The organism is Actinacidiphila bryophytorum, assembly GCF_016916835.1.
GTDB lineage: Bacteria > Actinomycetota > Actinomycetes > Streptomycetales > Streptomycetaceae > Actinacidiphila > Actinacidiphila bryophytorum.
The window spans coordinates 178833-203077 of record NZ_JAFFIX010000003.1 but is presented as its reverse complement, the minus strand read 5'-3'; the positions used below and the strand labels follow the sequence as shown (position 1 = coordinate 203077).

At 71.8% G+C, this 24245-nt stretch carries 18 protein-coding genes; 8 read left to right on the top strand and 10 right to left on the bottom strand.

Features of this window, described 5'->3' with window-relative positions; genetic code table 11:
- Positions 1–628 precede the first annotated feature (628 nt).
- The 4 genes from JT723_RS06100 (at position 629) to glgB (ending at position 8826) form a co-directional block, all read left to right on the top strand.
- The gene (locus JT723_RS06100; protein WP_205043441.1) at positions 629–2614 is read left to right on the top strand and encodes an alpha-1,4-glucan--maltose-1-phosphate maltosyltransferase; all 1986 of its coding nucleotides are present in this window, start codon (positions 629–631) and stop codon (positions 2612–2614) included.
- The gene (gene treS / locus JT723_RS06095; RefSeq protein ID WP_205043440.1) at positions 2611–4311 is read left to right on the top strand and encodes a maltose alpha-D-glucosyltransferase; all 1701 of its coding nucleotides are present in this window, start codon (positions 2611–2613) and stop codon (positions 4309–4311) included. The genes JT723_RS06100 and treS overlap by 4 nt, the downstream gene beginning before the upstream one ends.
- A 361-nt stretch (positions 4312–4672) precedes the next feature.
- Complete coding sequence (locus JT723_RS06090; RefSeq protein WP_205043439.1) at positions 4673–6160, top strand: maltokinase N-terminal cap-like domain-containing protein; 1488 nt, start codon at positions 4673–4675, stop codon at positions 6158–6160.
- Entirely contained in the window at positions 6157–8826 is a 2670-nt protein-coding gene (gene glgB, locus JT723_RS06085) for a 1,4-alpha-glucan branching enzyme (protein ID WP_205043438.1), read from the top strand. Before JT723_RS06090 ends, glgB begins: the two co-directional genes overlap by 4 nt.
- Before the next feature lie 30 nt (positions 8827–8856).
- On the opposite strand, the gene JT723_RS06080 is transcribed toward glgB, so the two are convergent.
- Both JT723_RS06080 and JT723_RS06075 read right to left on the bottom strand, forming a co-directional pair.
- The gene (locus JT723_RS06080; RefSeq protein WP_205043437.1) at positions 8857–9882 is read right to left on the bottom strand and encodes an ATP-dependent 6-phosphofructokinase; all 1026 of its coding nucleotides are present in this window, start codon (positions 9880–9882) and stop codon (positions 8857–8859) included.
- A gap of 76 nt (positions 9883–9958) precedes the next feature.
- Positions 9959–10954, bottom strand: coding sequence for a 2-hydroxyacid dehydrogenase (locus JT723_RS06075; RefSeq protein ID WP_205043436.1), 996 nt, complete (start codon positions 10952–10954; stop codon positions 9959–9961).
- A gap of 205 nt (positions 10955–11159) precedes the next feature.
- On the opposite strand from JT723_RS06075, the gene pta reads away from it, so the two are divergent.
- From pta to pyk, 3 genes are all read left to right on the top strand, one after another.
- Positions 11160–13244, top strand: a complete 2085-nt coding sequence (pta, locus tag JT723_RS06070) for a phosphate acetyltransferase (RefSeq protein WP_205043435.1) — start codon at positions 11160–11162, stop codon at positions 13242–13244.
- Positions 13241–14422, top strand: coding sequence for an acetate kinase (locus JT723_RS06065; protein ID WP_205043434.1), 1182 nt, complete (start codon positions 13241–13243; stop codon positions 14420–14422). The genes pta and JT723_RS06065 overlap by 4 nt, the downstream gene beginning before the upstream one ends.
- Positions 14423–14488: 66 nt before the next feature.
- On the top strand, positions 14489–15907 hold the full coding sequence (gene pyk / locus JT723_RS06060) for a pyruvate kinase (protein WP_205043433.1): 1419 nt from the start codon (positions 14489–14491) through the stop codon (positions 15905–15907).
- Between the two features lie 73 nt (positions 15908–15980).
- Here pyk and JT723_RS06055 read toward each other — a convergent pair whose 3' ends face one another.
- From JT723_RS06055 to JT723_RS06040, 4 genes are all read right to left on the bottom strand, one after another.
- A complete protein-coding gene (locus JT723_RS06055; RefSeq protein WP_205043432.1) occupies positions 15981–17279 on the bottom strand; it encodes a hydrogenase expression protein HypF in 1299 nt (432 codons plus the stop codon).
- Positions 17269–17871, bottom strand: coding sequence for a DUF6114 domain-containing protein (locus JT723_RS06050; RefSeq protein ID WP_205043431.1), 603 nt, complete (start codon positions 17869–17871; stop codon positions 17269–17271). Before JT723_RS06050 ends, JT723_RS06055 begins: the two co-directional genes overlap by 11 nt.
- Before the next feature lie 97 nt (positions 17872–17968).
- A complete protein-coding gene (locus JT723_RS06045; protein WP_205043430.1) occupies positions 17969–18592 on the bottom strand; it encodes a DUF6230 family protein in 624 nt (207 codons plus the stop codon).
- A 636-nt stretch (positions 18593–19228) separates the two neighbouring features.
- Positions 19229–20203, bottom strand: coding sequence for a tetratricopeptide repeat protein (locus JT723_RS06040; RefSeq protein ID WP_205043429.1), 975 nt, complete (start codon positions 20201–20203; stop codon positions 19229–19231).
- Positions 20204–20491: 288 nt separating this feature from the next.
- On the opposite strand from JT723_RS06040, the gene JT723_RS06035 reads away from it, so the two are divergent.
- On the top strand, positions 20492–21136 hold the full coding sequence (locus JT723_RS06035; RefSeq protein WP_205043428.1) for a TetR/AcrR family transcriptional regulator: 645 nt from the start codon (positions 20492–20494) through the stop codon (positions 21134–21136).
- On the opposite strand, the gene JT723_RS06030 is transcribed toward JT723_RS06035, so the two are convergent.
- The 4 genes from JT723_RS06030 to JT723_RS06015 form a co-directional block, all read right to left on the bottom strand.
- Positions 21124–21354 carry a hypothetical protein gene (locus JT723_RS06030; protein WP_307794003.1) on the bottom strand — a complete coding sequence of 77 codons (231 nt, stop codon included), beginning with the start codon at positions 21352–21354 and terminating at the stop codon, positions 21124–21126. The two genes, JT723_RS06035 and JT723_RS06030, sit on opposite strands and share 13 nt — an antisense overlap.
- Positions 21355–21467: 113 nt before the next feature.
- The gene (icmA, locus tag JT723_RS06025; RefSeq protein ID WP_205043427.1) at positions 21468–23168 is read right to left on the bottom strand and encodes a coenzyme B12-dependent isobutyryl-CoA mutase large subunit; all 1701 of its coding nucleotides are present in this window, start codon (positions 23166–23168) and stop codon (positions 21468–21470) included.
- A gap of 83 nt (positions 23169–23251) precedes the next feature.
- Positions 23252–23593: a DUF3817 domain-containing protein gene (locus tag JT723_RS06020; RefSeq protein WP_205043426.1), complete on the bottom strand. Its 342-nt coding sequence runs from the start codon at positions 23591–23593 to the stop codon at positions 23252–23254.
- Between the two features lie 134 nt (positions 23594–23727).
- The gene (locus JT723_RS06015; protein ID WP_205043425.1) at positions 23728–24237 is read right to left on the bottom strand and encodes a MarR family winged helix-turn-helix transcriptional regulator; all 510 of its coding nucleotides are present in this window, start codon (positions 24235–24237) and stop codon (positions 23728–23730) included.
- Between the last annotated feature and the right edge of the window lie 8 nt (positions 24238–24245).

The window sequence follows — 24245 nt, the reverse complement described above, 5'->3', positions numbered from 1 at the left end:
GCCTTCCGCCCGCCGGTCCTGTCCCCGATCCGGTGGTTCAAACGCTCGAACGGCGGCTCACAGGAGTGAGCGTCAGCGGTGCGCGGGCGCGGGCGCGTTCAGCCGGGTGTACGACAGGAGGCCGGAAAATGTCGTGCGCGTTCCGGGCGTGCCGGAGTGCCGGTCAGGGATGCCGACAGCCGTGCACACCCGGCCGCGCGGTGCGATGCTGGTGGCTTGGATCACACGGCCCGCGGGGAGCACAACTGCGGCTCCGCGACCGCCTGGGGCGTACGCGGGGGCGCATCCGGGGGCGCGCACGGAGGTACGAATCCGGACTCGCCGGGACGCCACGGGCGCGGCCCCGGCGGGCGCTGCCGGGGTGCCGCGGCGGCACGGATCAGAGCACTCGCGGCGCGCTACCGAAACGCCGTCAGGTGGCGCGTGTCGCGCGTAGACCCTGGGCAGGCTCCCCGGTGCACAGCTCCCGCCTCGTTTGCCGGGACCCGGCGCGGGCACCCGAACGGACCTGTCACCGCCACCCGGGTGATCGCGGGGGGCCGCGGCCCCGCAGGCAGGCCGACAACGCCAAGAGCAGTTAAAAAGAGCGGAAGTCGTCGTCCCGTACCCAGCGCTGTCAGGTGAGGAAATGATCGGTCGCATTCCCGTTCTCGATGTCCGGCCGCTGGTGGACGGCGGCCGCAGGCCGGCCAAGGCCGTGGTGGGCGAGACCTTCGAGGTGACCGCCACGGTGTTCAGAGAGGGGCACGACGCGGTCGCCGCCAACGTGGTGCTGCGGGACTCCGCGGGCCGCTCGGGGCCGTGGACGCCGATGCGCGAGCTGGAGCCCGGCACCGACCGCTGGGGCGCCCGGGTGACCCCCACCTCGGAGGGCCGCTGGTCGTACACCGTGGAGGCCTGGTCGGACCCGGTGGCGACCTGGCGGCACGCGGCGGGCATCAAGATCCCGGCGGACATCGACACCGACCTGGTGCTGGCCGAGGGCGCGCTGCTGTACGAGCGGGCGGCGGCCGGGGTGCCCAAGGCCGACGGGCGCTCGGTGGTGCTGGCGGCGGCGGACGCGCTGCGGGACGCGGCGCGGCCGGTCGCGGCCCGGCACGCGGCGGCGCTGGCCCCCGAGGTGGTCGCGGTGCTCGACCGCTTCCCGCTGCGCGAGCTGGTCAGCGCCTCCCGGCCGCTGCCGCTGCACGTGGAGCGGGAGCGGGCGCTGTTCGGGTCCTGGTACGAGTTCTTCCCGCGCTCGGAGGGCGCGGTGGTCACGGAGGGGGAGCCGCCGCGGCACGGCACCTTCCGTACGGCCGCGGAGCGGCTGCCGGCGGTCGCCGCGATGGGCTTCGACGTGGTCTACCTGCCGCCGATCCACCCGATCGGCTCAGCCTTCCGCAAGGGCCGCGACAACACCCTGACGGCGGGTCCGCACGACGTGGGTTCGCCGTGGGCGATCGGCTCGCCCGAGGGCGGGCACGACGCGGTCCACCCGGACCTGGGCACGATCGAGGACTTCGACCACTTCGTGGCCAGGGCCAGGGAGCTGCGTCTTGAGGTGGCGCTGGACTTCGCGCTGCAGTGCTCCCCTGACCACCCGTGGGTCGCCAAGCACCCGGAGTGGTTCGCGCACCGGGCCGACGGCACGATCGCGTACGCGGAGAACCCGCCGAAGAAGTACCAGGACATCTACCCGGTGGCCTTCGACGAGGACTTCCCCGGCATCGTCCGCGAGACGCTGCGGGTGCTGCGGCACTGGATGGCGCACGGGGTGCGGATCTTCCGGGTCGACAACCCGCACACCAAGCCGGTCGTCTTCTGGGAGAAGGTGATCGCCGACATCAACCGCACGCACCCGGACGTGGTCTTCCTCGCCGAGGCCTTCACCCGCCCGGCGATGATGAGCACGCTCGGGCAGATCGGCTTCCAGCAGTCCTACACGTACTTCACCTGGCGCACCGGGAAGGCCGAGCTGACCGACTACATGCGGGAGCTGAGCGGGGAGAAGGCCGCGTGGATGCGGCCGAACTTCTTCGTCAACACACCCGACATCCTGCACGCCTACCTGCAGGACGGCGGCCGCCCGGCTTTCGAGGCCAGGGCTGTGCTCGCGGCGACCCTTTCCCCCAGCTGGGGGGTCTACGCGGGCTTCGAACTGTGCGAGGCGGACCCCGCCAAGCCCGGGAGTGAGGAGTACCTGCACTCGGAGAAGTACGAACTGCGGCCGCGCGACTGGGCGGCGGCCGAGGCCGAGGGGCGCTCGCTGGCCCCGCTGATCACCACGCTGAACCGGTTGCGCCGCCGTCATCCGGCGCTCCAGCAGCTGCGGGACATCACGTTCCACCCCGTGGACAACGACGCGCTGCTCGCGTACTCCAAGCGACGCGGGGACGACGTCGTACTGGTGGTCGTCAACCTGGATCCGTTCCACACCCAGGAGGCGACCGTCTCGTTGAACATGCCGGAACTCGGCCTTTCCTGGCACGAGTCCTTCCCGGTGCGCGACGCGCTCACCGGTGAGACCTACCACTGGGGCAGAGACAACTATGTGCGCCTTGAGCCGGGCCGCGTGCCCGCGCACGTCCTGTCGCTGCGACCGTCTCCATCGATCGGAGGGTCACTCAGTTGATCGTCAACGAACCCGTACCCGACACCTTCGAGGACACCCCGGCAAAAGACCGAGATCCCGAGTGGTTCAAACGGGCGGTGTTCTACGAAGTCCTCGTCCGCTCCTTCCAGGACAGCAACGGCGACGGTGTCGGCGACCTGAAAGGCATCACCGCCAAACTCGACTACCTCCAATGGCTGGGCGTCGACTGCCTGTGGCTGCCGCCGTTCTTCGCCTCTCCGCTGCGCGACGGCGGATACGACGTCGCCGACTACACCGCGGTGCTCCCCGAGTTCGGCGACCTGGCCGACTTCGTGGAGTTCGTGGACGCCGCCCACCAGCGCGGCATGCGCGTCATCATCGACTTCGTCATGAACCACACCAGCGACCAGCACGAGTGGTTCCAGCAGTCCCGCAGCGACCCGGAAGGCCCGTACGGCGACTACTACACCTGGGCCGACGACGACAAGCAGTTCCCCGACGCGCGGGTCATCTTCGTCGACACCGAGACGTCGAACTGGACCTTCGACCCGGTGCGCAAGCAGTACTACTGGCACCGCTTCTTCTCGCACCAGCCCGACCTCAACTACGAGAACCCCGCGGTCCAGGAGGAGATCCTGGCCGCGCTGCGCTTCTGGCTCGACCTCGGCATCGACGGATTCCGGCTCGACGCGGTGCCCTACCTGTACCAGCAGGAGGGCAGCAACTGCGAGAACCTGCCCAGGACCCACGAGTTCCTGAAGAAGGTGCGCGCGGAGATCGACGCCCAGTACCCGGACACCGTGCTGCTGGCCGAGGCCAACCAGTGGCCCGAGGACGTCGTCGACTACTTCGGCGACTTCCACAAGGGCGGCGACGAATGCCACATGGCCTTCCACTTCCCGGTGATGCCGCGGATCTTCATGGCGGTACGGCGTGAGTCCCGCTACCCGGTGTCGGAAATCCTGGCCAAGACCCCGGCCATTCCCGACACCTGCCAGTGGGGCATCTTCCTGCGGAACCACGACGAGCTGACCCTCGAAATGGTCACCGACGAGGAACGCGACTACATGTACGCGGAATACGCCAAGGACCCGCGGATGCGGGCCAACATCGGCATCCGCCGCAGACTGGCGCCGCTGCTCGACAACGACCGCAACCAGATCGAACTGTTCACCGCGCTGCTGCTGTCCCTGCCCGGCTCGCCCATTCTCTACTACGGCGACGAGATCGGCATGGGCGACAACATCTGGCTGGGCGACCGCGACGCGGTGCGCACCCCGATGCAGTGGACGCCCGACCGCAATGCCGGGTTCTCCTCCAGCGACCCCGGACGGCTCTACCTGCCGACCATCATGGACCCGGTCTACGGATACCAGGTCACCAATGTCGAGGCGCAGATGAGTTCACCCAGCTCACTGCTGCACTGGACCCGGCGGATGATCGAGATCCGCAAGCAGAACCGTGCCTTCGGCCTCGGCTCGTACACCGAGCTGACGTCGAGCAACCCGGCCGTGCTGGCCTTCCTCCGGGAGGACGGCGACGACCTGGTGCTGTGCGTGAACAACTTCTCCCGCTTCGCCCAGCCCACCGAGCTCGACCTGCGCCGCTACACCGGCCGGCACCCCGTGGAGCTGATCGGCGGGGTCCGCTTCCCGGCGATCGGCCAGCTGCCGTACCTGCTCACCCTCGCGGGCCACGGCTTCTACTGGTTCCGCCTGCGCCGCAACGCGTCATGACGGCGGGGGGCCGGCCCGTCCGGCCCCCCGCGCCCGAAGGACCCCCAGGAGCGCGCCCGAGTAGCGGGCCTGACGCACCTTTGGCAGGATCCAGAGGTATCCGGACGTATGCCACCGTCACCGGATCAACCGGACACACCCCGTTCGCGAGGCGAGCAGGCTCCGTGTGCGCCGACCGCACGACCGGTACGCCGGGAGGCAACCGGAACGTTACGCGGGCGGGCCGTACGGCGGTTTCCTGTCACCCGCCCGGGGCAGGCTCCCCGTGTCGCCGGACAGCCCGAACCCGTCATCCGGGAGGCTGGCGCCCCTGCCGCTCGTCGAAGCGGCCGGGTGCGCGACTCCCCGGGGAAAGGACGTCATGTCGGACAGCTCCTGGACCCGTGTCCCCTCCGCGCCCCCCACCGCCCCCGCACCCACCGGAGCGCCGGGCTCCGCCGCCGCGCCCGCTCCCCCGCCCGCCGCCCCGGCCGTTACGCCGTCCGTGGCACCCGGGCTGCTGCGCTCCCTCGAACCGCTGCTGCGCGGCTGGCTGCCGCGGCAGCGCTGGTTCGCCGGCAAGGGCCTGCCCATCAACGGCTTCCGGCTGGCCGGGGCCACCGAGCTGATGCCGCCCGGCGGCTCGCACGGGCCGCTCGGACTGCTGCACGTGCTGGTCGACGTCGAGCAGCCGGGCCGGCCAGCAGACTGCTACCAACTGCTGCTCGGCGCGCATCCGCTGCTGCCGTCCGCACTGGTGCGCACCGCGCTGGGACCCGCCGTCGGCGGCCCCTACGACGGGCTGACGCTCTACGACGCCCCGCACGACCCCCGGCTGGCCGCGCTGCTCCTGGAACGCCTCAGGATGCCCGGCCGCACCGGGCGGCTGCGCTTCACCACCGAGCCGCACGCCGTCTTCCCGCCCGCGCTCGCGCCCCGGGTGTCCACCGCGGAGCAGTCCAACACCTCCGTCGTCTACGGCGACGCCTACATCCTCAAGCTCTTCCGCCGCGTCTCCCCCGGCACCAACCCCGACCTCGAACTCTCCCTCGCGCTGGCCCGCGCCGGCTCCCGGCGGGTCGCGGAACCCGTGGCCTGGTTCGAGTCGCTGGAGCCGGGGCCGGGACCCGCCGCCGAGGAGCCCACCACCCTCGGCGTACTCCAGCGCTTCCTGCCCGGCTCGTCCGACGGCTGGGCGCTCGCGCTGGCCAGCGTCGCAGAAGACGGCGACTTCCGCGCCGAGGCCGCAGCGCTGGGCCGCGCCACCGCCGAGGTGCACGCCTCGCTGGCGGCCGCCCTTCCGGTACGGGCGCTGGGCGGCGAGGCCCTGGAACGCATGGCGGCCGGCATGGCCCGCCGGCTCGACGAGACCGCCGCCGAGGTCGCCGCGGTACGCCCCTACGCCGCCGCGCTGCGCTCCGCCTTCGACGACCTCGCCAAACTCGGCGCCGGCACACTGCCCGGCCACGCTGTCACCGCCCAGCGCATCCACGGCGACCTCCACCTCGGCCAGGCGCTGCGCGGGCCGGCCGGGGAGTGGGTGCTGATCGACTTCGAGGGCGAGCCCGCCCGCCCGCTGGCCGAGCGCCGCAAGGCCGCGCCGCCCGTGCAGGACGTCGCCGGCATGCTGCGGTCCTTCGACTACGCCGCCCACCACAGCGGCAACGGCCCCTGGGCGGCCAGGCACCGCGACGCCTACTGCACCGGGTACGCGGCCGTCTCCGGCACCGACCCGCGCGAACAGCCCGTGCTGATACGGGCCTTCGAGACGGACAAGGCCGTCTACGAGGCCCGCTACGAGGCCAGGCACCGGCCGGCCTGGCTGCCGATCCCGCTCTCGGCCCTGGCCAGACTGGCCACGTCCGTATGACCCCGAACCCGCCGTCGGCCCGGCCGACCCCGAATCCGCCCCCGCCAGGACCACCCGTACCGCCCGAGGAGACCGCGCCCGTGACCGACGAACGTACCCCTGCCACCGGCGCCATCTCCGAGGCCGCAGCCCGCGGACTCGGAGCCACCACCCCCCACCCCCCTGCCTCGGGCACGGCGCCCGCCACCCCTCCTCCTGCGGAGAGCACACCCTCCGCCCGGTGGTCCGGCTCCGACGGCAACAGCCCCTCACGGCCGGTGACGGCCCGGGCGCAGGAGCCGGCTGAGCGCGCAGTTCCCCGCGCCCCTGAAAAGCCGGCGTCGGAGCGCAAGGGTGCCGCTGCCGCAGAGGGCACCACACAGGAGGCGCCGGAGGTCCCCCCGGGCGAAGCTCTGGGGGCGGAACTGCGCGACCAGCCACCCGCGAAGGGAAGGTCCGGGGACGGGAGCAACCGCCCCTCCGGGGCGGCGTCGGAGCGCGAGGGGGCACTTGCGGGAGCGGATCGGGGGCGGTTGCTCGCCGGGGAGCACCATGATCCGCACGGGGTGCTCGGGGCGCATCCCGAGAAGGGCGGAGTGCGGGTACGGGCGCTGCGCCCGTACGCCCGGCGCGTGGCCGTGGTCACCGCCGACGGCAACCGCGTGGACCTGCCCTCCGAGGGCGACGGCCTGTTCTCGGCGCTGCTGCCGCTCAAGGCGATCCCCGCCTACCGCCTGGCGGTGGTGTACGACGGCGACGAGGTCCTCACCGAGGACCCCTACCGCTTCCTGCCCTCGCTCGGCGAGCTGGACCTGCACCTGATCCGCGAGGGCCGCCACGAGCAGCTGTGGAAGGCACTGGGCTCGCAGCCCATGACCCACGCCGGAGTGAAGGGCACCCGCTTCGCGGTGTGGGCGCCGAACGCCCGGGGCGTCCGCCTCGCGGCGGACTTCACCTTCTGGGACGGCACGTCGCTGCCGATGCGCTCGCTCGGCTCCTCCGGCGTGTGGGAGCTGTTCGTGCCGGGCGTCGGCGCGGGGACGGCGTACAAGTACGACATCACCCACCCGGACGGCTCGCACAGCATGAAGGCGGACCCGATGGCGCGGGCGACCGAGGTCCCGCCCGCGACGGCGTCGGTGGTGACGGAGTCGGCGTTCGAGTGGGGCGACGCGGACTGGATGGCCCGCCGCGCGGACACCCCCGTGCACCGCGCCCCCTTCTCCGTCTACGAGGTGCACCTGCCGTCGTGGCGGCCGGGCCTGACGTACCGCGAGCTGGCCGAGCAGCTGCCGGCGTACGTGAAGGACCTGGGCTTCACGCACGTGGAGCTGATGCCGATCGCCGGGCACCCCTTCAGCGGGTCCTGGGGCTACCAGGTCACCTCGTACTACGCGCCGATGCCGCGGCTGGGTTCGCCGGACGACTTCCGGTACCTGGTGGACGCGCTGCACCGGGCGGGGATCGGGGTGATCATGGACTGGGTGCCGGCGCACTTCCCGAAGGACGACTGGGCGCTGGCGCGTTTCGACGGCGAGCCCCTGTACGAGCCGGCCGACCCGCGGCGGGCCGAGCACCCGGACTGGGGCACCCTCGAATTCGACTTCGGCCGCACCGAGGTGCGCAACTTCCTGGTCGCCAACGCCGTGTACTGGTGCGAGGACTTCCACATCGACGGCCTGCGGGTCGACGCCGTGGCCTCGATGCTGTACCTGGACTACTCGCGCGAGGGCGGCGACTGGCTGCCGAACGTGCACGGCGGCCGGGAGAACCTGGACGCGGTGGCCTTCCTGCAGGAGATGAACGCCACCGTCTACCGCCGCTGCCCCGGGGTCATCACGATCGCCGAGGAGTCCACCGCCTGGGACGGCGTCACCCGTGCGACCCACCACGTGGGCCACACCGGTTTCGGCGGCCTCGGCTTCGGCCTGAAGTGGAACATGGGCTGGATGCACGACTCGCTCGGCTACATCGGCCACGAGCCGGTGCACCGCAAGTACCACCACAACGAGATGACGTTCTCGATGGTGTACGCGTACAGCGAGAACTACGTCCTGCCCATCTCGCACGACGAGGTCGTGCACGGCAAGGGCGCCCTGGTGGCGAAGGTCCCGGGCGACTGGTGGCAGCAGCGCGCGACCCATCGCGCGTACCTGGGCTTCATGTGGTCCCACCCGGGCAAGCAGCTGCTGTTCATGGGCCAGGAGTTCGCGCAGGGCGCCGAGTGGTCGTACGAGAGCGGCCCCGACTGGTGGCTGGTGGACCCCAAGTACTCGGCGGCCGGCGACCACCGCGGGGTGCGCGACCTGGTGCGCGAGCTGAACACCGTCTACGCGGCCACGCCCGCGCTGTGGCAGCGCGACACCGACCCGGGCGGCTTCGAGTGGATCGACGGCGGCGCCGCGGAGGACAACGTCTTCGCCTACCTGCGCTACGACGCGGCCGGTGAACCGCTGCTGTGCGTGTGCAACTTCTCGCCCGTCGTCCGCGACGGCTACCGGCTCGGCTCGCCCGCCGCGGTGTGGACGCCGGTGCTCAACACCGACGAGCTGCGCTTCGGCGGCAGCGGGGTGACCCTGCCGGACCAGATCAAGACCGAGGCGTCGCCCTGGCACGGGCGCCCGCACAGCCTCACCATGACGCTGCCGCCGCTGTCGGCGGTGTGGCTGCGCCGGGACCGCGGCTGACCCGCGCGGACCGCTGAGGGGCCGGGCCGGTCAGAAGACCGACTCGGCCTCCTCCATGCGGTCCTCGGGGACCGTCTTGAGGTAGGTGATCGCGTCGGCCAGCGGGACCATGTCGATGCGGGTGCCGTGCAGCGCCGTCATGTGGCCGAAGGCGCCCTTGTGGGCGGCCTCCACGGCGTGCCAGCCGAAGCGGGTGGCCAGGACCCTGTCGTAGGCCGTGGGGACGCCGCCGCGCTGGACGTGGCCGAGGATGACCGGGCGGGCCTCCTTGCCGAGCCGCCGTTCGAGCTCGCGGGCCAGGGTGGTGCCGATGCCGTTGAAGCGCTCGTGGCCGAACTTGTCGATCTCGCCGACGCCGTAGTCCATGGTGTCCTTGGCCGGGTGGGCGCCCTCGGCGACGCAGATGACGGCGAACTTCTTGCCGCGGGCGAAGCGCTCGGTGACCATGTCGACCAGGTCGGCGGGGTCGAAGGGGCGCTCCGGCACGCAGATGCCGTGGGCGCCGCCCGCCATGCCGGCCTCCAGCGCGATCCACCCGGCGTGCCGGCCCATCACCTCCACGACCATGACCCGCTGATGGGACTCGGCGGTGGTCTTGAGCCGGTCGATCGCCTCGGTCGCGACGGTGACGGCGGTGTCGAAGCCGAAGGTGCGGTCGGTGCCGTTGATGTCGTTGTCGATGGTCTTGGGCACCCCGACGACCGGCATCCCTGCGTCGGACAGCATGCGGGCGGCGGTCAGGGTGCCCTCGCCGCCGATCGGGATGAGGGCGTCGATGCCGTAGCGCGAGCACATCTCGTCGGCGTTGTCCGCGGCCTCGCGCAGCCGGCCGCGCTCCAGCCGGGCCGAGCCGAGCACGGTGCCGCCGCGGGCCAGGATGCCGCTGACGGAGTTGAGGTCGAGCGGGCGGAAGCGGCCTTCGAGCAGGCCGACGAAACCGTCCTCGAAACCGATGACCTCGTCCGTGTGCCCGGTCAGCGCGCGGTGCACGACCGACCGGATGACGGCGTTGAGTCCGGGGCAGTCGCCGCCGGCGGTGAGGACTCCGATACGCATGAGCGGGTGTCTCCAGGGGGCAGGAACACGAAGGGTCGGGGGCGCGGGGCCGGGGCGCCCGGGCCGGGGCGCGGTATCAGGGCCGCGGGATCAGGGTGCTGTCGGTGATCCGGCCGGCCACGTAGTCGTTGACGTTGCGCAGCGTCGCCGCGACGATCTCCTCGACGGCGTCCACCGTGTAGTACGCCTGGTGCGAGCTGATCAGCACGTTGGTGAAGGTCAGCAGCCTGGCCAGGACGTCGTCCGTCATGACCTCCAGGGACTTGTCGTAGAAGAAGACCCCCGCCTCCTCCTCGTACACGTCCAGGCCGACCCCGCCGATCCGTCCTTCGCGCAGCGTCTCGACCAGGGCGGCGGAGTCGATGAGGGCACCGCGGCTGGTGTTGATCAGGAGCGCGTCGTCCTTCATCTCGGCCAGCCGCCGGGTGCCGACCAGGTGGTGGGTGGACGGCATCAGCGGCACGTGCAGGGTGAGCAGGTCCGCCTCACGGAAGAGCCTGTCCAGCTCCACGTACTGCATGCCCATCTCCTCGCACTCGGGGTTGGGCGTGATGTCCCAGCCGAGCAGCCGCATGCCGAAGCCGCGGGCGATGGCGGTGAAGGCGGTGCCGATCCTGCCGGTGCCGATGACGCCCGCGGTACGGCCGTGGAAGTCCCGGCCGAGCAGCCCGTCGAGCCGGAAGTCGAAGTCGCGGGTGCGCCCCGCGGCCCTGACGATGCGCCGCTCCAGGGCCAGCGCCAGGGTCCAGGCGAATTCGGCGACCGCATACGGGGAGTAGGCGGCGACCCGGGCCACGGTCATGCCGAGTCTCTCGGCGTGGGCCAGGTCGATGTTGTTGTAGCCGGTGGAGCGCTGGGTGATCAGCCGGGTGCCGCCCTTGACCAGTCCCTCCAGGACGGGGGCGTCCAGGACGGCGTTGACGCTGGTGGAGACCGCCTCGTAGCCGGCGGCCAGCGGCAGGGTGTCGGCGGTGAGCGTCGTCTCCAGGCAGCGGATGTCGTGCCGCCCGGCGAACGCCGCCTCCAGCAGGGGCCGCTCGTCACGCTGCACTCCGGTGGCCAGAACGTCCATCGCACGGCCCTCCTCGCTCGCTCGGCTGGGCCTGTCCTCACCCTACGTGCACTGTGCGGCGATCCCGGGCAGCGCGCACCCCGGCGCTGCCGTACGGCCGCATGCCGGCGGGTGCCCCGGGCGGGGTCCCGGCGGGCGACGCGGGGGCGGGCACGTTAGCGTCAGGGCGTAAAGGGCACGGGGGCTGAGGGAACGGAGTCCAGGGGTGACGCGCAGCGTCTACGTCACGGGGATCGGCCGCGGCGACGGCCGCCAGGTGGTCGAGCTGGGGGTGATGGAGCTGCTGACCCGGCAGGTGGACCGGGTGGGCATCTACCGGCCGATGGTGCACGACACCCCCGACCGGATCTTCGAGCTGCTGCGCAGCCGCTACCGGCTGGTCCAGGACCCGGCGACGGTCTTCGGCATGGGCTACGAGGAGGCCGCGGCCCTGCAGGCCGAGCAGGGCCAGGAGGCGCTGACGGCCCGGCTCGTCGAGGGCTACCTGCGGGTCGCGGAGGACTACGACACGGTGCTGATCCTCGGCTCGGACTTCGCCGGCACCAACCTGCCGGCCGAACTGGGCGTCAACGCCCGGCTGGCCAACGAGTGCGGCGCCTCGGTGCTGCCGGTGATAGGCGGGCGGGCGCAGAGCGCCGAGTCGGTGGTCGCCGAGGTGCGCAACGCCCACCACGCCTACACCAACCTGGGCTGCGACGTCATCGCCATGGTCGCCAACCGGGTGGACCCGGCCGAGGTCGCCGAAGCCGCGGAGCGGCTGGGCCGCTCCCCCGGCATCCCCGTCTACGTGCTGCCCGACGAGCCCGCCCTCGCCGCCCCGACGGTCGCGCAGATCGCCGAGACGCTGGGCGCCGAGGTGCTGCTCGGCGACGACGCGGGCCTCGCCAGGGACGCGCTGGGCTTCGTCTTCGGCGGGGCGATGCTGCCGAGCTTCCTGCCGCGGCTGACCCCGGGCTGCGTGGTGATCACCCCGGGCGACCGGGCCGACCTCATCGTGGGCGCGCTGGCCGCGCACTCGGCGGGCTCGCCGCCGATCGCCGGGGTGCTGCTGACGCTGGACGAGAAGCCGGGCCCCGACATCCTGGCGCTGGCCAACCGGCTGGCCCCCGGCACCCCGCTGCTCGCGGTGCCGACCGACTCCTTCGTCACCGCGGCCGGGCTCATGACGCTGGACGGCAAGCTCGGCGCGGGCACCCCGCGCAAGGCGGAGACCGCGCTCGGCCTGTTCGAGACGCACGTGGACACCGCCGAGCTGACCGAGCGGCTGTCGGTCGCCCGCTCCTCCCGGGTGACCCCGATGATGTTCGAGCACGCGCTGCTGGAGCGGGCGCGCGCCGACAAACGGCGGATCGTGCTGCCGGAGGGGGCCGAGGAGCGCATCCTGCGGGCCGCGGAGGTGCTGCTGCGCCGGGGCGTGTGCGAGCTGACGCTGCTGGGCGAGGAGGACGCGGTCCGCAAGAAGGCCGGCGACCTGGGCGTCGCCCTGGACGACCCGGGCCTGCGGATCGTCGACCCGCAGACCTCGCCGCTGCGGGAGCGCTTCGCCGCGCTGTACGCGGAGCTGCGCGCGCACCGCGGGGTCAGCTACGAGCTGGCCTACGACGTGGTCGCCGACGTGTCCTACTTCGGCACCCTGATGGTCCAGGAGGGCCTGGCCGACGGCATGGTCTCGGGCGCGGTGCACTCCACGGCGGCGACCATCAGGCCCGCCTTCGAGATCATCAAGACCCGGCCGGGCGCGGCCATCGTCTCCTCGGTCTTCTTCATGTGCCTGGCCGACAAGGTCCTCGTCTACGGCGACTGCGCGGTCAACCCCGACCCGGACGCCGAGCAGCTGGCCGACATCGCGATCCAGGCCGCGGCGACCGCGGCCCGCTTCGACGTGGAGCCGCGGGTCGCGATGCTGTCGTACTCCACCGGGACCTCCGGCAGCGGCGCCGACGTCGACAAGGTGCGGGCGGCCACCGAGCTGGTCAGGCAGCGGCGGCCCGAGCTGCTGGTGGAGGGGCCGATCCAGTACGACGCGGCGGTGGCGCCGTCGGTCGCGGCCACCAAGATGCCGGGCTCGGCGGTCGCGGGGCAGGCGACCGTCCTGGTCTTCCCCGACCTGAACACGGGCAACAACACCTACAAGGCGGTGCAGCGCTCGGCGGGCGCGGTCGCCGTCGGCCCGGTGCTGCAGGGCCTGCGCAAGCCCGTCAACGACCTGTCGCGCGGCGCACTGGTGCAGGACATCGTCAACACGGTCGCGATCACCGCGATCCAGGCACAGCAGGGGGACACGGTATGAGCGGGGCGACCCGGGTCCTGGTGCTCAACTCCGGCTCGTCGTCGGTGAAGTACCAGCTCATCGACATGGCGGACGAACAGCGGCTCGCCTCGGGCGTGGTCGAGCGGATCGGCGAGCCCGGCGGCGTACCGGACCACACGCACGCGCTGCGCGAGGTGGCGCTGGACCTCAAGGCGCGGGGGTCCGGCCTGGACTCCCCCGACCTGGCCGCGGTCGGCCACCGGGTGGTGCACGGCGGTACGCGCTTCACCGCGCCGACGCTGATCACCGACGAGGTGCTGGCCGGCATCGAGGAGCTGGTGCCGCTGGCGCCGCTGCACAACCCGGCGAACGTCACCGGGATCAAGGTGGCCCGCGAGCTGCGGCCCGACCTGCCGCAGGTCGCCGTCTTCGACACCGCCTTCCACTCCACGCTGCCCGAGGCCGCGGCCCGCTACGCGATCGACACCGCGACCGCCGACCGGTACGGCATCCGCCGCTACGGCTTCCACGGCACCTCGCACGCGTACGTCTCGCGGGCGACGGCCGCGCTGCTCGGCAAGGAGCCGGCCGACGTCAACGTGATCGTGCTGCACCTGGGCAACGGCGCCTCGGCCTCCGCGGTGCGCGGCGGGGTGTGCGTGGACACCTCGATGGGCCTGACGCCGCTGGAGGGCCTGGTGATGGGCACCCGCTCGGGCGACCTGGACCCCGCGGTGGTCTTCCACCTGGAGCGGGTCGGCGGGATGGGCACCGACGAGATCGACACCCTGCTCAACAAGAAGTCCGGGCTGCTGGGCCTGTGCGGGGCCAACGACATGCGGGAGATCGGCCGCCGGATGGCCGAGGGCGACAAGGCCGCCCAGCTGGCCTTCGACGTGTACGTGCACCGGCTGCGGCGCTACGTCGGGGCCTTCAGCGCGGTCCTCGGCCGGGTCGACGCGATCACCTTCACGGCGGGCGTCGGCGAGAATTCGGCTGCCGTTCGCGAGGCGGCTTTGTCAGGTCTTCACAATCTGGGTGTCACCATGGACCCGGTGCGCAATGCCGTACGCGGCTCCGCCGCCCGTCTGGTGTCGGCCGAGACCTCACCGGTGGCCGTGGCGGTGGTGCCCACCGACGAGGAGCTGGAGATCGCCCGCGACACCTACGGCCTGGCCGCCCCGGCCGACAAGAACCTGGCAGACCACAGTGGTTGACCGTCCCGCAGCCGCGCGAACCCCCAGGAATATTCCGCAGCGGAACAAACCGATAGGATAGCGCCCATGCGCCGAGCCAAGATCGTCTGTACCCTGGGTCCCGCCGTCGACTCCTACGACCAGTTGAAGACACTGGTGGAGGCCGGCATGAACGTGGCCCGACTGAATTTCAGCCACGGCAGCCACGCCGAGCACGAGGACCGCTACCAGCGGGTGCGCAAGGTGGCGGAGGAGACCGGCAGGGCCGTCGGCGTACTCGCCGACCTGCAGGGTCCCAAGATCCGTCTGGGCAAGTTCGCCGACGGCCCGGTGGAACTGGTCGCGGGTGACGAGTTCACCATCACCACCGAGGACGTCGCCGGCGACAGGACCGTCTGCGGCACGACGTACAAGGGCCTGCCCGGCGACGTCTCCCAGGGCGACCCGATCCTGATCAACGACGGCAACGTGGCGCTGCGCGTCATCGAGGTCGACGGGCCGCGGGTACGGGCGCTGGTCGTCGAGGGCGGGGTCATCTCCGACCACAAGGGCATCAACCTGCCCGGCGCGGCGGTCAACGTGCCCGCGCTGTCCGAGAAGGACATCGACGACCTGCGGTTCGCGCTGCGGATGGGCGTCGACATGGTGGCGCTGTCCTTCGTGCGCGACGCCAAGGACGTACGCGACGTCCACCGGGTGATGGACGAGGAGGGCCGCCGGGTCCCGGTCATCGCCAAGGTCGAGAAGCCGCAGGCGGTGCGCAACATGGAGGACGTCGTCATGGCGTTCGACGCCGTGATGGTGGCCCGCGGCGACCTCGCCGTCGAGTACCCGCTGGAGCAGGTGCCGGTCGTGCAGAAGCGGCTGGTCGAGCTGTGCCGGCGCAATGCCAAGCCGGTGATCGTGGCGACCCAGATGATGGAGTCGATGATCACCAACTCCCGGCCCACCCGCGCCGAGGCCTCCGACGTGGCCAACGCGATCCTGGACGGCGCCGACGCGGTCATGCTGTCCGCGGAGTCCTCGGTAGGCAAGTATCCCGTCGAGACGGTCAAGACGATGGCCCGCATCGTCGAGGCCGCCGAGGAGGAGCTGCTGTGCCGCGGCCTGCAGCCGCTGGCCCCCGGCAAGAAGCCGCGCACCCAGGGCGGCGCCGTCGCCCGCGCAGCGGCCGAACTCGCCGACTTCCTCGACGCCAAGACCCTGGTGGCCTTCACCAAGTCCGGCGACACCGCCCGCCGCCTGGCCCGCTACCGCGTCCCCGAGCCCGTGGTGGCCTTCACCACCGACCCGGCCACCCGCAACCAGCTCGCCCTGACCTGGGGCGTCGAGGCCTTCGTGGTCGAGCACGTCGACAACACCGACGACATGGTCAAGATCGTGGACCGCGAGATGCTGAAGCTCTCCGACTACACGACCGGCGACACGGTGATCATCACCGCCGGCTCCCCTCCCGGCGTCCCCGGCACGACCAACCTCGTCCGCGTCCACCACCTGGGCGCCTGACCCGGTCGGCACCGCAAGCGAAGGCGCCCGCCCCCCGACAAGGGGGCGGGCGCCTTCGTGTGGGCCAGGTGGGTCAGGAGGACTGGCCCGGGAGGACCTTCATACCGGGGACGGTGAGGTCGCCGCCGAACTGGGCGGCCTGGATCACTGTCACGTCGGTGAAGAAGAGCACCGGGACGGTGACGGGCGGGGGGAACTTCGGGGTGAAGGTGATCGGGACGACGCCGAGGAGGTTGCCGCTCAGGGACTCGGTGTACATGGTCACCGTGCCGTTGCGGATCGTGGAGGTCGAGCCGGAGCGGGCGGTGACGTGGGTCTTGCTGCCGTTCGGGCCGTCCACGATCTGGTGGAGGTCGCCGATGTCCACGCCGGTGGCGGTGAACTTCAGGACGTCCTTGATCGTGCCGTTGTGCGTCTTGACCTGCACGATGCCGTCGTACTTGAGGCCGTAGAGGGTCAGCAGCGAGGACTTCAGGGTCCACGGGGTGTCCGGCAGCAGGGGTATGCCCTGCTCGGTCTTGGCGTCCGCGAGGGCCTGCGCGTCGGTGGTCGGGCAGGGGTACCCCTGCTGGCCGTCGGCGGGGGTGGCCGCGTCCTCGGCCGACTTCGTGGCCTTCTTCGCGGTGTCCTTGACCGTGTCCTTGGCGGCGTCCGTGGTGCCCTTGACCGTGTCCTTGACCGTCTTGGTCACGCCGTCGACCGTCGACTTCACCGGGTCGTCCGCCTTGGGCGCGGTGGTGGTCGTCGGGGCGGGCGTAGGGGCCGTGGTGGTCGGCGCGGGGCTCGGCGTGGAGGAACCAGAAGACGTCGAACCCGACGAGCCGCCCACGCCCAGCAGGCCGCCCAGGAGGTCGCCCAGGCCCAGCGGGTCGAGCGGGTTGGTGGACTTGGTCGGGCTCGGGCTCGGCGTCGCGCTCGGGGCCGTCTGCGGCTGCGCCTGGGTGGCCGGCTTGGTGGCGGCCGGGCTCGGCGACGTCGACGGCTTGGGCGCGGCCGGGGAGCTGGACGGCTTCGGCGTCGCGCTCGGGCTCGCCGCCGGGTCGGGCTTCGGCCCGGCCGCGGTCTTACCGGCCGTCTTGGCCTTGTCCGCGGTCGTGGCCTTGTCCGTCGCGGACGGCGTCGGGGTGTCCGGCTGCGTCACGCAGGGGCCCGGCTTGAACGGGCTCTTGGGCAGCTCGTCGGCCTGCGCCAGGTGCGGGGTGAAGCCCATGCCCATCAGCACCGCGGTCGGCATGGCGGCGAGCGCCACCGCCTTGCCCGCGGGCATGTGGAGCTTGGTCAGCAGGGACTTGCGCGGGGCCGCGTGCCGCGGTCCTGACGCCGTCCTGCCCTGCCCGTCGCTGCCGGCCGGCTGAGCCTCGTCACCCAGCACGGTGCCTCCCGTTCTCCTCGGTGGTCTCTTCGTCGGCCCGCGCACCGGCGTGCACCGGCTCGGGCTGTGTGAACGGGTCCGCGGGAAGCGCGGGCGCGGGCACGGTGGGGGCGGTCGCGTCAGGGTCCGCGGCGTCGCCCTCGGGGTGCGGGCCGCCGTCGGGCAGCTCCGCCTTCTCACCCGGCTCGTCGGGCACCGGGGTGCCGGGCGCCCAGGCGACGCTGAGCGCACCGCCGAACAGCGCCAGCAGGAAGCCGATGACGATCCCGCCGAAGTTGGCCACGGGGATCGACACCAGGCCGAGCAGGATGGTCGCGACGCCGGCGAAGACCCGTACGGCGGACTGGAACCACATGGTCAGGCCGAGCACGACCAGCAGCACGCCGATGATCAGGGCGCCGGCGCCTGCGGTGGTGGCCATCCGCACGGTCAGCTGACCGAACGTCACGTTGTTGTACGGCAGGTACCCGATCGGGATCCCCGACAGAACGGTCAGCAGCCCCGCCCAGAACGGACGCTGCCAACGCCAGTGCCGGAAGGCGATACGGCCGCGGCTCAGGTGGGCGGTCAGCCCTGTCGACTCGGCGCTCATGGAAACAGCTCCCTGGAACTGGCGGTACAGAAAAGATTGGCCGGGGCCTGGGCGAGCCGCGCCCCGCGCGGCTCGCCCAGAGCGACTCAGACCGTGCCTAGTAGCACTCGACGTCCTTGCCGGAGCCCATGTGCAGGCGCAGGCTCAGGCCGGAGAGCTTGAACGTGCCCGCGCTGGTGCCCCACGCCGTCTGCTGGACATTGGTGAGGTACGCGCGGTCCGCCTCCTGGGCGAAGGAGCCCGGGTCGGTGGTCTTCTTGTTGTCGATCCCCGGGCCCTTGGTGCTGGAGCCGGCGGCGACACCGATGTTGATGCCGTAGAACGTGGCGTTGGCGTCAAGCTGGTCGAGGTCGATGTAAAGGTTGGTCGCCTTGACCTTCTTGCCGTTGTTGCCGGCCTTCAGCTTGAGCGTCACATCGCCGATCGGCGTCGGGATGACGACCGACTGGCACAGACCGGTGATGGTGGCGTCGGTGAACGCCGACACCGCGACCGGCACGGGACCCTTGCCGCTGGGCACGTCCAGGGCGCCGTACTGCTCGAACCCGTGACCGTCGAGAGTCTCCGCGGTCACCTTGAACTGCTGGCCCGACACACTGAACGACGCGGCGAGCGCGCCCTGAGCCAGCGCCACGCCTATCGCGGCGGTGGCCGCAACGCTCGGCACCATGACGACGGCGAACCGGCGCCATCTGGTACCGCCACGAACGAGCGATTCCATGTTTCCTCCTTCTCGGACGTACATCTCCGGCCGGGAGTTCGGGTCCTGGCCTGGGATGGGAGAAGTGCTACGTCCTCGGGAAGGAGAGCGCCGGGTCGGGCGAGGCCGTCCCTCCGGGAGGGAGCCCTGCGGGCCCCTGCGGAGTCCGGACGGCGGTGTCCGAGACGTCGGCGATCACCCCCGAGCGACAACCACTGGCCACGCTCTCGCGCAACCTGCTGGACAGGCTCCATCCGGTTCCATCCGCTGGACGGAGACCCCCCTGTCCCGGAGACGCGGCGGTTGCCGCGCACTCCCGCTCGGCGGGGACCCGTGGGCCAGGGCGCCGACTGGCTGCCGGGGACTGGCTACGGACCGAGCTTGGCCGATCGTGGTCCATTCGCGGCCCGCACACAAGGGGCTCATTACCAGCGAGTAACGGATGAGTGCCGCAGGGAAGATCGCCACGGGGAGTGATCTCACTCCTGGTAGCAAAAACATGGGTGGTGAAGTCCGGCATATATGACCATCGGACGGCAAATCAGGGCCGTCACATCACCCGGGGTGACGGCGACCGCCCATTGTCACGGTTTGATAAAGAGCGGTCGCCGTATCGCTAAATCTCTGCGCAACGGGGCAGCGGGAGCCGCCTCGCCGTCAGAACAGCACCCTCGCCAGGGCGGTGCGCGCGGCCACCACGCGGGGGTCGTCAGGGCCGATGACCTCGAACAGTTCGAGCAGCCGCACCCGTACGGTGTCGCGCTCGTCGCCGAAGGTGCGGCGGACGGTGTCCACCAGCCGGCCGAAGGCGTCCTCGACATGACCGCCGACCAGGTCGAGGTCGGCCGCGGTGAGTTGCGCCTGCACGTCACCGGGAGCGTCGGCCGCCGCGGTGCGCGCCGCCTGCGGGTCCACGCCCTGGACCCGGTCGAGCAGCTGGGCCTGCGCCAGGCCCAGCTTGGCCTCGGCGTTGGCCGGCTCGTCGGCCAGCACGTTGCGGTAGGCGCGGATGGCGCCGGACAGGTCGCCGGCGTCGAGTGCGTCGTGCGCGGCGGTCAGCGCCAGCTCCTGCGGGGTGGCCGGGCGCGGCGGGGCGGGCTCCTGCGGCTGGGCGGGGGCGGTGCCCGGGTCGACCTCCTGGCCGACGATGCCGAAGCGCTGCTCGGCGACCGCGATGAGCTGGTCGAGGACCTCCGTGACCTGGTCCTCGGGAGCCAGGCCCTGGAAGAGCGGCATCGCCTGCCCGGCCAGCACCGCGAAGACCGCGGGCACGCCCTGCACGCCGAACTGCTGGAAGAGCAGCTGGTTGGCGTACACCTCGGCGGTGGCCAGGACGAAGCGGCCGCGGTATTCACCGGCGAGCCGTTCCAGCACCGCGTTGAGCTGCTTGCTCTGCTCGGCCTGGTCGGCCCAGAAGCTGATGACGACCGGGACCTCGGCGGAGCGCTGCAGGACGTCGCTCTCGAAGGTCGCCTCGGTCACCTCGATGACGAGCGGGGAAGCGGCGGGGGCGTCGGCGCCGGCGTCCTGCCGCTGCGCCCTGGCCTGCTCGGCCTTCGCCTTGGCCTCACCGGCCGCCTTCACCGCGGCGAGGTCGACCACGCCGCTCATGGACATGTTCCGTGGCTGCATGGTGCAATCCTCCCCCCTCCGGGACCCGAACGTGTACAGACCCCGGATCGGGGCCGGCCTACCCGCCGGTTTGCGGGACGCCGACCACCCGCACGGGCGGTGCGCTTGCGTGGCACGGATCCCCATCCGTACCGGTGTGGTTGTCGCCGGGTGCCGCACCGGCTTCCGCTGCGGCATCAAGTTTCGCTACGACCCGTAGCGTAACTGGGCCTGCGGCGGAGTCGCGGCGGCACGCGCTGTGATACCGCTCACTCGTCACGCTACCTACCGGCCGGTATGGTCCGGCCTATGTGCTCCTCCCCCACCACCAAACGCACCGGACGCCCGCGAAGTGCCGACGCCGACCGTGCGATCCTCGCGGCCACCAGGATTGCGCTGGCGGAGCAGGGCTGGGGCCGGCTCACCCTCGGCGACGTCGCGGCCCGCGCCGGCGTGGCCAAGACCACCCTCTACCGGCGCTGGGCGGGCAAGAACGAGCTGGTGGTCGACGCGATGGCCGCGCTGTTCGAGGAGCAGCTCGACCTGCCGGACCTGGGCAGCCTTGAGGCCGACATCCGCGGGGTGGTGCTGCGCTTCGCGGAGCTGCTCAACCGCCCGGAGACCAGGACCGCGCTGATGGCGGTGATCGCCGAGGCCGCGCACGACGACGCGCTGCGGGTGCGGATCCGCGAGGCGATCGTGGACCGGCAGAAGCACCTGGTGGTGCTGGGCAGGAAGCGTGCGCAGGAGCGCGGCGAGATCCCGCCGGAGGACGGCGCGGCGGACGCCGCGGCGGGACCCGACAGGGACAACCTGATCTTCGATGTGGTCGCCGGCGCCGTGGTGCACCGGGTCATGGTCAGCTCGGAGCCGGTCGACGAGGAGTGGGCGGGCCGGCTCGCCGTGCTCCTCGTCGTCGGTCTCGCCGGCCTGCACACCGCTCAGGACCTGTGAGCCGCACCACAGGTCCTGGCGGCGGCCTCCCCTCCGGCCACACCAGCCGTCCCGGCCGCCTCGGCCACCTCGGCTGCGAAGTGGTCGAACTCCCCCGCCAGGACGCCCTTGACGAACGCCTCCCATTTCGCCGCGGTGGTCACGGCCACCACGTCCGGCTGCTCTGTCTCCCTGATGTAGACCATCCCGTCGTCGCCGACGGTCGCTTCGAGGGCCACACACGTCCTTTCCTGGAGAGCGGGTCGGTCGGCGACGAATCTACCGAGCGGAGCCAGGGCCAGGTCAGCGCCGGACGGGGCGGACGTAGGGACGGGGAGGGCGCTCAGAGCGCTCAGAAGCGGGCGGGCTCGGTATATGTGCCCCATTCGTCGCGCAGAACGCCGCAGATCTCACCCAGGGTGGCCTCGGCGCGTACCGCGTCCAGCATCGGCGCGATCATGTTGCCGCCGGAGCGGGCCGCGGCCAGCATCGCGTCGAGGCCGCTGCGTACCGCCGCCTCGTCCCTGCCCCGGCGGCGGGCGGCCAGCAGCTGCACCTGGTCGCGCTCGACCTCGTGGCCCACCCGCAGGATCTCCAGGTCGCCGGTGACCGAGCCGTGGTGGCAGTTGACGCCGACGACCCGCTTGTCGCCCTTCTCCAGGGCGCGCTGGTACTGGAACGCGGACTCGGCGATCTCCCCGGTGAAGTAGCCGTCCTCGATGCCGCGCAGGATGCCGGAGGTGATCGGGCCGACGGGGTGCTCGCCGCTGGGTACGGCGCGGGCGCCCAGCTCCTTGATCTTGTCGAAGATCTTCTCGGCGTCCTGCTCGATCCGGTCGGTCAGCGCCTCGACGTACCAGGAGCCGCCGAGCGGGTCGGCGACGTTGGCCACACCGGTCTCCTCCATCAGCACCTGCTGGGTGCGCAGGGCGATCTCGGCGGCCTGCTCGCTGGGCAGGGCCAGCGTCTCGTCCAGCGCGTTGGTGTGCAGCGAGTTGGTGCCGCCGAGCACCGCGGACAGCGCCTCCACGGCGGTGCGCACCACGTTGTTGTACGGCTGCTGCGCCGTCAGCGACACACCCGCGGTCTGGGTGTGGAAGCGCAGCCACTGCGCCTTGTCGGCGGTGGCGCCGTAGACGTCGCGCATCCAGCGCGCCCAGATCCGGCGGGCGGCGCGGAATTTGGCGATCTCCTCGAAGAAGTCCAGGTGCGCGTCGAAGAAGAAGGACAGGCCCGGCGCGAAGGCGTTGACGTCCAGGCCGCGGCTCAGGCCCAGCTCCACGTAGCCGAAGCCGTCGGCCAGCGTGTACGCCAGCTCCTGCGCGGCCGTGGCCCCCGCCTCGCGGATGTGGTAGCCGGAGACCGACAGCGGCTTGTAGGCCGGGATCGACGAGGCGCAGTGCTCCATCAGGTCGCCGATCAGCCGCAGGTGCGGCGCGGGCTCGAAGAGCCACTCCTTCTGGGCGATGTACTCCTTGAAGATGTCCGTCTGGAGGGTGCCGTTGAGCACGGCGGGGTCGACGCCCTGCCGCTCGGCGGCGACCAGGTACATGCAGAAGACCGGGACGGCGGGTCCCGAGATGGTCATGGAGGTGGTGACGTCGCCCAGCGGGATGCCGCGGAAGAGGACCTCCATGTCGGCGGCCGAGTCGATGGCGACCCCGCAGTGCCCGACCTCGCCGAGCGAGCGGGGGTCGTCGGAGTCGCGGCCCATGAGGGTGGGCATGTCGAAGGCGACGGACAGCCCGCCGCCGCCGTTGGCCAGGATGGTGCGGTAGCGCTCGTTGGTCTGCTCGGCGTTGCCGAACCCGGCGAACTGCCGGATCGTCCAGGTCCTGCCGCGGTAGCCGGTCGCGTGCAGGCCGCGGGTGAAGGGGTACTCGCCCGGCCAGCCGATCCGCTCGAAGCCGGGCACGTCGGTGCCGGGCGGTGGCCCGTAGACCGGCTCCACCGGGTCGCCGGACAGTGTGCTGAAGTCCGCGTCCCGCCGTCGGGCTGCGTCGTACCGTGCCTGCCAGCGCTGGCGGCCTGTCTCGATCCCGGAAGCGTCCATACCTTCGAATTTACTAGGACGTCCAAGTAAATGTCGATGCGGCACGGCTCACCATCCGGGTGAGCCGTGTTCTGCGGGCCTGGCTAGGCGCTGACCGCTTCCGCGGGCTCGCGCGCCACGACCTTGCCGGACAGCTCCCGGGTGACCCGGCGCTCCACGAAGAACGCCGCCGTGGGAACGGTGCCGGCGAGCAGCACCCAGGCCATCCGGCCGAGCGGCCACTTCGCCTTGGAGCACAGGTCGAAGGCGAAGACGAGGTAGACGACGTACAGCCAGCCGTGGGCGAAGCCGATCACCGTGGTGGCGGTGCCCGCGCCGCTGATGTCGAGGACGTACTTGCCGATGACGGCGAGGGTGAGCGCGACCAGCAGGACACCGGTCACATAGGCCATCACCCGGTACCGGGTCAGCACGCTGTGTTTCATGGCAAGCAGCCTAACCGGTACGTTTCCGGCCCCGGATTTCACCCCTGCCCCTCGCCGCCTGTCTGTCGGTCTTCCTGCTCGCACCCTCCGCGGACGGCCTCGTACCTCGGCCGGCCACTCCGGGAGCTCGGGCGTCAGCCCTCCGTGAAGTCCCCCGCCGCTATCCGCAGCGGCCGCAGCAGCGCGAAGATCTCGGCGCACTCCTCGGCGTCGTAGACGCCCAGGCCGAAGTCCATCGCCATCAGGTCGCGGGTGGCGGACTCGACGATCTCGCGGCCCTTGTCCGTGATCGAGGCCAGGGTGCCGCGGCCGTCGTTGGGGTTGGGGCGCTTGTCGACCAGGCCGGCCGCGACCAGCCGGTCCACGGTGTTGGTGACCGAGGTGGGGTGCACCATCAGGCGCTCGCCGATCTTGGACATCGGCAGCTCGCCGGCCTTGGAGAAGGTGAGCAGCACCAGCGCCTCGTAGCGCGCGAAGGTCAGCCCGTACGGCTTGACGACCGCGTCCACCTGGCCGAGCAGGATCTGCTGGGCGCGCATGATCGAGGTGATCGCGCCCATCGACGGGACGCCGCCCCAGCGCCGGCTCCACAGTTCGTCGGCGCGGGCGATGGGGTCGAAGGGCAGGCTCAGGGGCTTTGACACGGCCCCGA

Bases quoted from the DNA above. Each gene is read 5' to 3' on its own strand.
- JT723_RS06065 (WP_205043434.1), top strand. From the start codon at position 13,241: ATGAGCGGGGCGACCCGGGTCCTGGTGCTCAACTCCGGCTCGTCGTCG.
- JT723_RS06020 (WP_205043426.1), bottom strand. From the start codon at position 23,593: ATGAAACACAGCGTGCTGACCCGGTACCGGGTGATGGCCTATGTGACC.
- JT723_RS06040 (WP_205043429.1), bottom strand. From the start codon at position 20,203: ATGCAGCCACGGAACATGTCCATGAGCGGCGTGGTCGACCTCGCCGCG.
- JT723_RS06075 (WP_205043436.1), bottom strand. From the start codon at position 10,954: ATGGACGTTCTGGCCACCGGAGTGCAGCGTGACGAGCGGCCCCTGCTG.
- JT723_RS06090 (WP_205043439.1), top strand. From the start codon at position 4,673: ATGTCGGACAGCTCCTGGACCCGTGTCCCCTCCGCGCCCCCCACCGCC.
- icmA (WP_205043427.1), bottom strand. From the start codon at position 23,168: ATGGACGCTTCCGGGATCGAGACAGGCCGCCAGCGCTGGCAGGCACGG.
- JT723_RS06045 (WP_205043430.1), bottom strand. From the start codon at position 18,592: ATGGAATCGCTCGTTCGTGGCGGTACCAGATGGCGCCGGTTCGCCGTC.
- pyk (WP_205043433.1), top strand. From the start codon at position 14,489: ATGCGCCGAGCCAAGATCGTCTGTACCCTGGGTCCCGCCGTCGACTCC.
- JT723_RS06080 (WP_205043437.1), bottom strand. From the start codon at position 9,882: ATGCGTATCGGAGTCCTCACCGCCGGCGGCGACTGCCCCGGACTCAAC.
- JT723_RS06035 (WP_205043428.1), top strand. From the start codon at position 20,492: ATGTGCTCCTCCCCCACCACCAAACGCACCGGACGCCCGCGAAGTGCC.
- glgB (WP_205043438.1), top strand. From the start codon at position 6,157: ATGACCCCGAACCCGCCGTCGGCCCGGCCGACCCCGAATCCGCCCCCG.
- JT723_RS06100 (WP_205043441.1), top strand. From the start codon at position 629: ATGATCGGTCGCATTCCCGTTCTCGATGTCCGGCCGCTGGTGGACGGC.
- JT723_RS06050 (WP_205043431.1), bottom strand. From the start codon at position 17,871: ATGAGCGCCGAGTCGACAGGGCTGACCGCCCACCTGAGCCGCGGCCGT.